Origin of the sequence: Rhodococcus erythropolis NBRC 15567 (genome assembly GCF_001552595.1) — a bacterium.
GTDB classification, from domain to species: domain Bacteria; phylum Actinomycetota; class Actinomycetes; order Mycobacteriales; family Mycobacteriaceae; genus Rhodococcus_F; species Rhodococcus_F erythropolis.
Window position 1 is genome coordinate 43,369 of sequence record NZ_BCRM01000037.1, and the last position, 11,877, is coordinate 55,245.

The following is an 11,877-nucleotide window of genomic DNA, read 5'->3' on the forward strand; positions in this document are numbered from 1 at the left end:
CATGCAGTCTTGGTCCGATACCGCACTCCCGTCCGTTCCCGGTCAGGGGCCGCCGTTGCGGCTGTACGACACAGCCGACCGTCAGGTTCGCCCCGTCACCCCGGGCAAGAAAGCGACGATGTACGTCTGCGGCATCACCCCGTACGACGCCACCCACCTCGGTCACGCGGCCACCTACCTCACGTTCGACCTCGTGAACCGCATCTGGCGCGACGCCGGACACGACGTCCACTACGTCCAGAACGTGACCGACGTGGACGACCCGCTGTTCGAGCGGGCTAATCGCGACGGCGAGGACTGGATCGTCCTCGGCATGCGTGAGACCGCGCTCTTCCGGGAGGACATGGAAGCGCTGCGCGTGCTTCCGCCGAAGGACTACATCGGCGCCGTCGAATCGGTGAACGAAGTAGTCGAGTTGGTGGAGAAATTCGTGGCGTCCGGCGCCGCGTACATCGTCGACGACGCGGAGTTCCCCGACGTCTACTTCCGCGCCGACGCGACCGAGCAGTTCGGCTACGAGTCGGGCTACGACCGCGCGACGATGGAGAAGTTCTTTGCCGAACGCGGCGGAGATCCCGATCGCGTCGGAAAGCGCAATCCGCTCGACGCTCTCGTCTGGCGGGCGGAGCGTCCGGGCGAGCCTTCGTGGCCCTCACCCTTCGGGCCGGGGCGCCCCGGTTGGCACATCGAGTGCGCGGCCATTGCGCTCAACCGCATCGGCTCCGGCTTCGACGTCCAGGGCGGTGGCAGCGACCTGATCTTCCCGCACCACGAGTTCTCGGCAGCACATGCCGAATCGGCAACGGGTGATCGCCGTTTTGCGCGGCACTACGTGCACACCGGCATGATCGGCCTCGACGGCGAGAAGATGTCGAAGAGTCGCGGAAACCTCGTCTTCGTCTCGAAACTGCGCGGTGAAGGGGTCGATCCCGCAGCAATTCGTCTCGGATTGCTCTCCGGCCACTACCGCCAGGATCGCGCGTGGACCGATCAGGTCCTCGAGGATGCTCAGTCGCGTCTGAAGGTATGGCGCGAGGCAGCGGCTCTCGATTCCGCGCCGTCAGCCACCGACACTGTTGCGCGTTTGCGTCAGCATTTGGCCGACGATCTCGACACTCCGAAGGCGCTCGACGCGCTCGACGGTTGGGCACGCCGCGCCATCGAGGGCGGCGGATCCGACACGCAGGCACCCGGCGAGTTCGCCGATGCCGTCGACGCCCTACTGGGTATTTCGCTTCGCTGAACCCCTGCTGTGCGCCTTTATTAACCGCGGGTGGTTAATAAAGGCGCACAGTGGTTTCTAGGCGTAGTCCAACGCACCTTCGGCTGGTGTCGGCACCCGGCGCCGTAGCGGCGAGCCCAATGCCCGCGCCAGATCCGTTCCGTCGTGCTCGGCGAGCAGCTCACCGTTCGACCACACCAGCAGCGCGGCGCTGACAGCTTGTTCGGCCGTGGAGTGCGCGAGGTCGTAGTGCGCACAGCCGGGGACGTCTGCGTACGTGATCCACAGGTCGTAGCCGGTCATGAAGAGATCCAGGTCGAACTGAACGCTCAAGCCGAGCAGCTCGCTGCGTCCGTTGTCGTCGACACCGGCGAAGGCCTCGTCCAGTGCCAGCAGACGTGGGGCGTGCGGGTCGGCCGAGTCCAGCATGACGTGCGCCGCGGCGAACAAAGGAAGGTGCAGCGAAACCGACTGCTCGCCACCGGACAGTGCGCTGTGCCGCGCGACGGTAAGGCGGTCTTCCTTGCCCTCACCGCTGATGAGGGTGAACGAGAACACGCGCCACTGCCTGTAGTCGAGCGCCGAGGACAGGATTTCCGGGTACGAGCGTTCGGGGTGCGCCGCACGGGCAGTACGGATCTGGGTCGCGAAATGAGCTCGCAGAGTAGCGAGTTCATCGACGCCGAGGGCCGACGCATCTCGATCCAGCAGCTTGGAGATCGCTCGCGAGCTGTCGTCGAGGTTGTCGGCGAGCACCCAGTGAACGCCGATGGTGTTGCCCGAGGACATCCGACGCTCACGCATCTCTGTGCCCATCTGTGCGATCAACACGCGTGCATCGACCGTGCGCTCGTGGATCTGCTGAGCCAATCCGGTCAGCAGGGCATCTTCGAGAATGCGACGCTCGGATTCGGTGAGCAACTGCTCCTGATCGCCACGAGCATCGTGGATCCGCGTTGCGAATTCACCGATCGACGAATAGCCCTGATCGTCCTGCACTCGTACGACGGTCAGTCCGTCCGGTGCATCCCACTGCAGGCGGTAGTCCTGTCCGGCCGCTGCGAGTTGGGCGTCGAAGTCCTGCAACGCCGAGGTCAGTGCCGTGCGGGTTGCCTTGCGGGCTCCGTCGGTGACGCGTACCGCCGAGGTCGCAGCCTCGAGCGCTCGGTACAACTTGTCGACGTCTTCGGGGAGGACGGGCGGGTGGGCCGCGTCCTCGCTGCGGTCTTCGTTCTGGATGCGGTAGACCAACTGATCGGGGCTCATCCACGCCGCTGAACTTGCCGGCCAGCTCAGATGTTCCTTGACGCCCAACAACTCGAGAAGGTCCGGGCGAGCATAGGGTGCGAGTCGCTCTGCATCACTGCGGGTTTCGGTCAGGGTGTGGCGCAACGTCTCGACGGCGGTGTTGTACGCACCCTCTGCCGTGCCGATCTGGAGGACGGCAGCGTCGTACGCCTTTCGCGCAGCACGCTGTTCGACCTTGCATTCTTCGATCTTCGCGCGGGCTTTTGCCAGGTCGAGGTCGATCTGCTCGGCGCTGGCCCCGAGGGTGTCGCGCAGTGTCTCGAGGCGCTGGACCTGCTGAAGCAGACTCTCCTCGGCGATGGCGGCTTCCTCGGCGAATTCCTCCGCATTGGCGCGTGATTCGTCGAGACGGTCGCGAGACTCGCGTTCGAGTTCGACTTCCTTGGCATGTTCGCGTCGGCAGCGCAGCGCCAGTTCGCCCTGCTTCTCGAAATGACGGATCGCCGTCGCGAGGGAGTCGAGTTCACGGCCGATATGCGGGGTCCGGTGCTGCGACGCCGTCGCCCGGAGTTGCTTTTCCTTCGCCGCGAGATCGGCGATCGCCGCATCGAGTTCGCGTTGCGCTGTTTCCGTGGCCTCCGAGCGAGTGCGGAGTGCACCGGCGGATTCGGTGACAGTTTTGAGTGCGCGGAGGATCGACCCTGTCTTCGGCAATTCCTTTGCCGCAGAGTTGATTCGGCTCAGCTGCTCGTTGGTCTGCGTCACCAGTGCCTTGGCTGCATCGACTGCCGCGGCAAGTTCTTCCAGAGCCGCGTCGATCTCGGTGATCCGAGCTTCGCGTCGACGCGCCCGCGCTGTCGTGCCGATGTACTCGGCGTCGGCCTTGACGTGCCGGCCACGCGCGACGCCCTGCCAGAAGCGCCCGTCGACGCCGATCGCGACGCTGGCATCGGAGTCGCCCGGTGCCTCGACGAGACTGATCGACGCGAGAATGTCCTGTACCCGAGCGTCGGGTACGTCGGCATTGCCTTCGACCTCGAGGACGTCGGCCAGCGTTCGTCCCTTCGGGCGCTGCTTGACCGGCAGAGCGGTCAGGAACTGCTCACTGACGTGATCGGGAATCGTTTCGTCGGGGCAGACCCAGCCGTCCAGCAGATTTGCCGCCTGGAGTGCGGATTCGATTCCCGTAGCCACGTCTGGTTCGACTGAATCGGCGAAGCGCACCAGCTGCCACAGCGGTGCCCCACCCAGATCACTGCGGTTGTCGGTCCGTGCGTGGAAGGCCGGCGGAGCGTCGTCGTGTTCCGCCGAGACGGCCTTGCGCTCGGATTTCAGAGCTGCGATGGAGGCGTGTGATGCAGATATTTCAGCTTCGGCCTCACGACGTCGCTCGCGCAGCGTCTCGGTGCCTGCCTCGGTGTGCTCGGTGAGAACTGCGGACAGCGCCGGAGCGTCCTCGTCGCCGACCTCGGCGAGCGCCGCGTCGAGAGCCTCGAACAGCGAGGTGTCGGCGCCGACAGCCGAAAACAGGGAGGAGTGGTCGGTCCACCACGCGCGCAGCCCGCTGGCGCACTGACTGCGTGCGAGTTCCACGGCAGCTTCGCCTTCGAGCACAGCGGCCTTGGACGCTTCGAGCAGCTCTTGTCCACGGCGCGAGCTGTTTTCGGCCCGGGTTCGTTCGGTAGCGGCCTTCTCGACTGTCGCCAGTGCGGTGCGGACGACGCGTACGTCGCCGTCACGCTCCTCGGCATGACCACGCACTGCTGCGGTGATCTGGTCGCTGCGTGAGCCGTCGGGCAGGGGAGTCCAGACGATGCCGGCGTCCTCGGCGGCTGCCTGCAGTTCGTCCTCGGCGCGCGAGAGTGCTTCGGCCGCACGCTTGACCGACGATGCAGCCTTGTCGGCTTCGTCGCCGCGCTGCGCGAGTGCGGCCTGCGCCTTCCTCGACTTGTCTGCCTGCTGCTCGGTCGAGAGCTTGAGCGTCGAGACGGCCTGGGCGAGATCGTCGAGTTGCTGTTTGCCTTCGTAGGCGCTCGAGCGTTGCAACGCTTCGACGTTGGCGCGCGCGTTGTCGAGTGCCTGCTCGGCCTGGTTGAAGCGCTCCTCGGCTGCTGCCCGGGCCTCACGGCTGCGAGTCTGGGCGAGCGACGACTCGTCCATGGCGGCAACGCCTCTGGTGACTGCTGCGAGGCGGGTGCTGACCTGTTCGATCTCTCCGCGCGACTGCTGACGCAGGTACTTGGTGTAGACGCCGATGAAACTCTGCGCTGCCTGATCGGCGGCTGCGAGCCCCTCGAGCGCGCGGCCGACCTCTTCCATATCGCTGAACGAACGTGCAGCTTCGAGGACGAGTTGGTCGTCGAGTGGACGGAGGCCGTCGGTGAGCGCTTGCGAAAGGCCCTTCGGATCTAGGTTCTTCGCGAGCTGCGGACGGCGAAGCGTGAGAATGAGATTGATCAGCTGGTCGTAGCGCTGCACTCCGAGACCAAACATTCGCGCGTCGATCGCGGTGCGGTAGTCGAGGGGACGGTCGGTGATGGAATCGCTGCCGAGTTGTTCGGCCAACTGCTTCTTGGTGAGAGGACGATCGTCGTTGCCGATCAGCGAGAAGTCGACTCCGACGCGGCCGTCGGCGACGAAGTACCAGCGGGTGACCTTGTCGTTGGTACGGGTTGCCCGCATGCCGATTCCCACGGTCACCGACTCGGGATCTTCGAGGGAGCCGCGGCAGAACTCCATCCACACGTAGGAGTGCGCGCTGTCCTGGCCCCGGTAGAGCAGGTTGGACTTCATCGTGCGCTCTTCACCGGCGAAGGGGTTGAGGCGCCGCGGTTCGATGCGGCCGTCGAAAACGAACGGGAACAAGACCTCGAGGGCCTTGGTCTTGCCGGATCCGTTTGGCCCTCGGAGGACCAGTCGACCGTCGGCGAACGAGAACTCCTGGTCTCGGTAATCCCAGAGGTTGATGATTCCAGCCCGAGTAGGTCGGAAGCGGGCGTTGCTCATACGTTCTCTACCTCTGATAGTTCGCCGTTGGTGGAAGATTCGGGGCCGAATTCGTCGACCGGATCCGGTGCGGAGTTGTCTACCGCGAAGTCGATCTGAGGATCGCGTTCGCGTACGGAGACCACGACGTCGCGGTACCGGGCCAGGACGGGCAACACCAGTACGCCGCCGTCGACCGCATGCGTCAGGCGCAGACGTTGCAGCAACCCGAGCGCCTGCTTGCGCAGCCCGTTGTGATCGGCCTGCCATTGCGCTGCAAACGTGCGACCGAACTGGTCCACCAACTCGGTGACCTTGTCGGCGAGCCAGTCGTCGTCGATCATCGGGTACGTGACGGGTTCCGGGGGCTCGGCCGGTTCGCCGGCAGGCACCACGAAGTCGTCGTCCTCGTCGGCGAGGTCCTCGAAGATCCCGGCCTCGGGGATCGCGGCATCGAGTTGTTCGATCAGGTGATCGTCCGATACGTGCGGGATCGGAAGTTTCGGCAGCTCCGGAGCGTCGACGTCGAGTACGCGGTCGGCAATCTCGCCGGCGAGGAGTAGCGCTACCTGGGCGATCGTTCCGGTGCTCGGGAAGCGGACGTCGGAGAGGCGACCGGTGGGATCGATCATCGCGATTCCCTCGGCGCGACGCTCGGCCACCAACCCCGTCAGGAGTTCGACTTCCGACGCGGTCTTGGGCTGCGCCAACGCGATCAATTCGTGCTGATCGAGTTCACCCGCCAGTACGACCGGCCGCTCGACCAGTGCCCGACGCACTCGGCGTCCGATCTCTTTCGCGTCCACAGGAATTCCGTCGTCCTCGGCAGCGCTCGAGGTCTCCGTGGCCAGGAGTCCGCGGATGGAGTGCAGGTGCTGCAGTGCGCGCGGCGGACGGAACAGGGCTACGACGACGGAACGGTCGATGTCGTAGAGCGCTTCTCCCGCTTCGGGATTGGACGCCCAGCCGTTTGCGTCACCGTCGGCGAGTGCGATGGCGCCTCTGACGCCGAGCCAGCCCACTGCGTCGACGAAGGCGTCGCGGTCCGACGCACGATCGGTGGAGAGTTCGACGCCGTCCACTTGCGCAGCATCGGCCGCGACGTGATCGGCCAACTCCGACAACGTGATCTGGTTCCCGGCGCGGCCCAACGCGGCCAGGCACAATGCCAGGTAGGCGTAACGCGTGCGATCGAAGGTTCGCTCGGAGGCAGTTCGGGCCGGTGCCGACGGGTTGAGTCGATCCGACACCGTGAACAGGCGCGCGGTGGTCTCCGTCACCTCGAGGCGGTAGCCGAACAGTTCGAGTAGGTCGTCACGCAGCTCGGTGGCCCAACGGCGCAAGAGCGGCAACGCAATTCGATCCGGGTACGTCGAGGTGATCAGGTGGTTGGACAGGATCACTCGCGCCGCGCGTTGATACGAGTCGAGGGCAAGGGGCGTGATCTCGCGAGCTCTCATCGAACACTGACCTCGATGCCGTCGAGGTGCATACGCCCGCGGGCGGTCTTGATGGTGGTCGAACCGTCCGAGGGACTGAGCGTCAGCTTCACCCCGTTCTCACTACCGGTGGAACTCTTGACGCGTCCCACCACCGGAACACGCGCGGTCAGTGCTGCATTGAGCAGACTCAGCAAAACTTCGGTCTCCTGCTCGTTGAGTTCACGCTGATAGACGCCGTTCGACGCGAGTGATTGCGCCGCAGCGCTGCGGGTACGTTGCGCTGCCAACTGCTCTTCGCGTAGGCGGCGGATGCTGCCGTCGTTGCGGGCGACCTTGCTCGGCAACCCTGGTGAGGGCGGGCGGCCGGTTTCGGCGAGTGTTCGCGCGATCTCGACCGGCGGTGCCTCCCACCACGAACGTGAGTGAGAAATGATGTCGGCGTCCGGATGCACCATCGAGAGGTGGCGTGGACGGCCGAGGTCGAACACTGCCTGGAACAGAGCATGAGCTGCGTCTTCGGACGGCGTGGCGGCGAACCAGCCGGCGAGGTGCCGGAGCTGGCTCTCGCGGCTGACGCCGCCGCGACGGGTTTCCGTGACGCGGCGAAGGAGCGCCAGAACCGCGGCGATCGCGCTCATCGTGCCCTCACGTAGACGCTCGGACTCGCTGATCCCCGATTCCGCGGAGACGAACCAGGCGGTCAATCCTCGCCAACGCGCAGCCCAGTCGTCTTCGCGTTCGGTGATCGGGACGAACACCCGTTCGTCACTGGCGGCGGCGAGGCGGATCATGCGATCGACTCCGGTGGATTCGACGTGCTCGATCGCTTCCTTGAGCTTGGGGGCGTAGCGCGCCAGATCGGAGCTGAACTCCCGCATGTGCGTGAGCAGAGCGTCCTTGTGCGTGAGGAAAGCCTGCGGAGTGATCTCCGTGGTCCGTACGAGGTCGCCGAGGGTCAGATAGAAGTGCGCGGCTCGATCGGCCATGTCGGAGAGTGTCGAGTCGAGGCGCTTGAGCTTGCGGAAGATCAGATCGCCGTCGGAGCTTCGGTTGGCCTCGGCGAGTTCGGACATGTCTGCGAGCAGGTCCGGCAGAGCGAGGCGCGAGAGCGAGGCCGAGTCCAGGCGTGCGGCGAGAACGTCTTCGACTGATCGATAGACCTGGTATCCGGCCTGACCGAACTGGTAGACGAAGTGGCGATTGCGGTACTCGGCCAGCGTGGCCGCTCGGGTGCCGTCGTAGCTGCGCTCGAGGATCTCCCACACATGGAGCTGATCCAACAGGGGAGTGACCTCTGCTGCCGACAGATCGGCCGCCGGATCCGATCCACCGATCTTCTCGAGGATTTGCGCGACGGCTCCGGCATGCAGCAGGACGGTGTAGTTGGCGCGAGCATGGTCGAAGGCACGAAGTACCCAGAGGTACTCGGCCCGTTTTTCCGCGATCGTGAACGAAAACAGCTTCAGTCGATTGGTGTCGGCGTACGCGGCGTAATCGGGCGCACTCGTTTCTTCCACCATGACAGGGTAGGCGAGAGACGCCCCCTCTTTTTCCTACGGGCGATCCGTAGCAGGGGATGCGGCGCGTCGCCACTGCGATTCGTTCTCGATCATCCATGTGAGCAGGTGCTCGGCCGCCGCCTCGTCGGAGTCCGGGCCGACCAGCAGATCGGCGAACGCTTGGCTGGGGGCGACGATGCGGATGCCGTCGCGGGTGAGCAATCGGTCGAAGGCAGACGGTGAGAGGGGAGCGGTGATCCACACGTCACCGCCGGATTCCACCCGCCGTAGTCCGAGAGCGTCGGCGAACTGATCGACGTTGTCGGCATGGAAGTGGGCACGTCGAGTGGGCGCGTACCGAGCAAAGGGTGCCGCGGCCACCGAGGCGGTACCGGCGTAGATGTGACCGCTGAGCTGACGCAGTTGATCGAAGAGTGCTTCCAACCCGTCCGGCGCGTGAAAGCCGTGAGGCGTCGGCGCTTTGGCGCCGGCTTCAGCCGCCCATTCACGAAGCATCTTCGGCCAGCGGACGTCACCGATCCCACCGCGGGGGAGCCTGGTCACCAATTCACGATCCGACAGTGTCTGAACCACCCGATAGGTTGCTCCCGTCGACGCACCGGCCAGGCGCACCAAGGCAGTGATCGCCAGTGGCGCCGCGAAATCGGCAAGTGCACGCACGACCCGAGCTGACGGATCGCCCGTCAGTTGTCCGGAAGGACGTCCGGGCCCCCGCCACGGATCGGCGTCGGCTCCGCGTCCACGCACCCAGACGGCGGGTCGATCAGCGGTCAACGACACATTGCCCGTGGCGTCTGCGTACGAGATCGCGTGGGAATCGAGCTGCCGGCGGACCGGCTCGGACAGATATTTTGCGCACACGAAGCCTGGTTGACCGGTGGGGAAGCGATCGGCGATACCGGGAACGTCGCTGCTCAGGACACCGTGAGCGGCGTAGACGCCGAATTTGGCCACCGCGCCGTCAGGGGAGCGGAGGTCGAGTCGGAGTGGCGCCTCGGACAGGTCGGGGGAGCGCTGTGTCGACAAAGACCAGGTAGGAGGCAAATTTTCTTCGATGACGGCAACCGATCGCCGAAAAATGTCGATCGGCCGTTCCGGTTCCGACTCAGATTCGCTCATGTTCCAATGGTATCAATATCTGTCGACGACGGAAACACAAAATTTTCCGAATAATGTTCGCCCTGACAGCCTCGCGACAACGGTGGTCGCTTTCGCCGACAAACTCACTACCTACACAACTTCAAATTCGAAACTGCCGAGACCGATCAGCGTTGCTTCGGCATGATCAGGGGAGCGACGACGGCGAGCAGTAGTGCGGGGATCAGGAAGCTCGCGGCAGGCGAAGAGTCGTAAATCGGTGTCAGGGCCAGGGGAGCAAGAGCGGCGCCGCCGAAGCGCATCGCTTGGACGACCGACACGGCGCCGCCGCGATTGGGCCCCGCGGATCCGAGCACCGCCGCGTTGACGCCGACAAGGACGAACTGGCTCGCGACACCTGCGACAAACCATGCGATCGCGATCACCGGCACCAAGCCGGCAAGGCCGACGACGGAGACCAGAACTGCTCCGCCCAGTGCACCGATCATCACGGAGGAGCGTGCGCCGATGCGATCGATGAGGATTCCGATGCGCCGGGCCGAGAGGATGCCGGCCACGCCGAAGACGGTGAGCAGTAGGCCGCGGACGGTGGGGGACAGCCCGAACTCGTCTTCGAAGCGGAAGGCGAGCAGGAAGCTCAGTCCACCGAGGGCGCCCCAGCCGAGCAATGCAGCGATACCGATGCGGAGCACTTCGGGGCGTAATGCATCGCGGAGACGGGCGGGAGTGGTCGCTGCCGGTGCTTCGGACTTCGGAAGTCCGACGGCTCCCAGAATGCCCGCGACCACTGCGATGACGAGAAAGGCCAGACGCCAGTCGAATTCGGCCGCCAGTCCGCCGATCAACGGAGCCGACGACTGCCCTGCGGCCTGGAATGCGCCGAAGGCACCGAGGGCTCGACCCAGCCGAGCCTGCGGAGTTGCGGCCGCCAACGACGCAAGCAGCAGCGGCGTGGTGAATGCGTTCGCGGAGCCCTGCAGTACCCGGGCGGCCAGGAAGATCTCGAGTGTCGGGGCGAGAAAGCATGCCAACGACGCGAAGACGTAGACGCCGTATGCGATCCGCACCGTCCGGACCTTGCCCCACCGTGTCCCGAGCGTCCCCGACACCAACATCAGAGCGGCGAAGGGGAGCAGGTACGCGGTGAGGGAGGAGGCGGCCGCCGACGGTCCGACCCCTAGATCGTCACCGATCTCGGGGAGGATCGAAGCAACCACGCCGCCGCCGAACGGGCCGAGGAACCCGCCGGCGTACAGCGCGATCAGTTGAAGCCGGAGGCGCAGTGGGCGCTGTGTACTTCCACCTTCTTCTGGAGTGTTCTTGCTCACAGTCCGAAGCTGCCGGGTCCTCGCCGTCTGAGGTAGCGCTCGAATTCCGCGGCGATGGCGTCGCCGTCGATCTTGGAGATTGCTTCGCTGATGTCGGTTTCGGCGTCTCCCCGCTCTTCCAGGGTGCGCACGTATTCGCCGATTTCCTCGTCGTCCGCGGTCATTTCGTTGACCGCTTCCTCCCAATCCTCCGACTGAGCTGGGAGTTCACCGAGGGGGACCTCGATGTCGAGAACATCCTCGACTCGTTGAAGGAGGGCCACTGTGGCCTTCGGGTTGGGTGGCTGCGAGACGTAGTGCGGAACCGCTGCCCAGAACGAAATAGCGGGTACACCAGCACGAACGCACTCATCCTGAAGAACTCCGGTGATGCCTGTCGGGCCTTCGTATCGGGTCTGTTCGAGGTTGAATCGTGCAGCGGATTCGCTGCTGTACGCCGTGCCCGTGACCGGCACCGGGCGGGTGTGCGGAGTATCGGCGAGCAGGGCGCCGAGGATGACCACCGTCTTGACGTTCAGTTGGTCGATCAACTCGAGCAGATCCTCGCAGAAACTACGCCACCGCATGTTGGGTTCGATCCCGCGAAGAAGGACGATGTCGCTCTCACTGCCTGGAGGCGAACAGACCGACAAACGTGTTGCCGGCCAAACGATTTCGCGAGTGACACCGTCGACCTGACGGACCGTGGGACGGTTGACCTGGTAGTCGTAGTAGTCCTCGGAATCGAGTTCGGCGAGCGGCTGGGCATCCCAGATCAGCTCGAGATGTTCGACCGCACCGCTGGCTGCGTCACCGGCGTCGTTCCAGCCCTCGAAAGCTGCAACGAGGATGGGATCACGTAGGACTGGGATGTCGCCCTCGAGGCGGTCGCTGCTGTCGACGGCAAAGCCGTCAGGGCTCTCGAAGGCCGCCGAATCGTCGAAATCGACCGGGCCGTCGGGAGTGACGGGGAACTCACTTGGACTCACCCACCCAGCCTACGGCCAGAGCTTGTCGGTGCGCCCACTACTCTGGACGGCATGTCTGCCCCATTT

7 protein-coding genes are annotated in these 11,877 nt (G+C 65.1%); 1 reads left to right on the plus strand and 6 read right to left on the minus strand.

The genetic code is table 11. The features are described 5' to 3' along the window. Window position 1: 1 nt before the first annotated feature. Window positions 2-1,243: a cysteine--1-D-myo-inosityl 2-amino-2-deoxy-alpha-D-glucopyranoside ligase gene (gene mshC, locus RE4_RS28505; protein ID WP_020969678.1), complete on the plus strand. Its 1,242-nt coding sequence runs from the start codon at window positions 2-4 to the stop codon at window positions 1,241-1,243. Between the two features lie 57 nt (window positions 1,244-1,300). Here the strand turns inward: mshC and RE4_RS28510 are convergent, their stop codons facing one another. The 6 genes from RE4_RS28510 to RE4_RS28535 form a co-directional block, all read right to left on the minus strand. Further along, window positions 1,301-5,476 (minus strand): TIGR02680 family protein, encoded by a 4,176-nt coding sequence (locus RE4_RS28510; RefSeq protein WP_060939792.1) that lies wholly within the window; start codon window positions 5,474-5,476, stop codon window positions 1,301-1,303. Beyond that, on the minus strand, window positions 5,473-6,915 hold the full coding sequence (locus RE4_RS28515; protein WP_060939793.1) for a TIGR02678 family protein: 1,443 nt from the start codon (window positions 6,913-6,915) through the stop codon (window positions 5,473-5,475). The genes RE4_RS28510 and RE4_RS28515 overlap by 4 nt, the downstream gene beginning before the upstream one ends. Further along, on the minus strand, window positions 6,912-8,417 hold the full coding sequence (locus RE4_RS28520) for a TIGR02677 family protein (protein WP_019748531.1): 1,506 nt from the start codon (window positions 8,415-8,417) through the stop codon (window positions 6,912-6,914). The genes RE4_RS28515 and RE4_RS28520 overlap by 4 nt, the downstream gene beginning before the upstream one ends. Before the next feature lie 33 nt (window positions 8,418-8,450). Then, window positions 8,451-9,536 carry a helix-turn-helix domain-containing protein gene (locus tag RE4_RS28525; RefSeq protein WP_019748530.1) on the minus strand — a complete coding sequence of 362 codons (1,086 nt, stop codon included), beginning with the start codon at window positions 9,534-9,536 and terminating at the stop codon, window positions 8,451-8,453. Between the two features lie 146 nt (window positions 9,537-9,682). Continuing rightward, window positions 9,683-10,843 carry an MFS transporter gene (locus RE4_RS28530; protein WP_020969675.1) on the minus strand — a complete coding sequence of 387 codons (1,161 nt, stop codon included), beginning with the start codon at window positions 10,841-10,843 and terminating at the stop codon, window positions 9,683-9,685. Further along, the gene (locus RE4_RS28535; protein ID WP_223257810.1) at window positions 10,840-11,694 is read right to left on the minus strand and encodes a PAC2 family protein; all 855 of its coding nucleotides are present in this window, start codon (window positions 11,692-11,694) and stop codon (window positions 10,840-10,842) included. The genes RE4_RS28530 and RE4_RS28535 overlap by 4 nt, the downstream gene beginning before the upstream one ends. Between the last annotated feature and the right edge of the window lie 183 nt (window positions 11,695-11,877).

Coding starts and splice junctions, on each gene's coding strand:
- RE4_RS28510 (WP_060939792.1), bottom strand. CDS start 5,476: ATGAGCAACGCCCGCTTCCGACCTACTCGGGCTGGAATCATCAACCTC.
- RE4_RS28525 (WP_019748530.1), bottom strand. CDS start 9,536: ATGAGCGAATCTGAGTCGGAACCGGAACGGCCGATCGACATTTTTCGG.
- RE4_RS28515 (WP_060939793.1), bottom strand. CDS start 6,915: ATGAGAGCTCGCGAGATCACGCCCCTTGCCCTCGACTCGTATCAACGC.
- mshC (WP_020969678.1), top strand. CDS start 2: ATGCAGTCTTGGTCCGATACCGCACTCCCGTCCGTTCCCGGTCAGGGG.
- RE4_RS28520 (WP_019748531.1), bottom strand. CDS start 8,417: ATGGTGGAAGAAACGAGTGCGCCCGATTACGCCGCGTACGCCGACACC.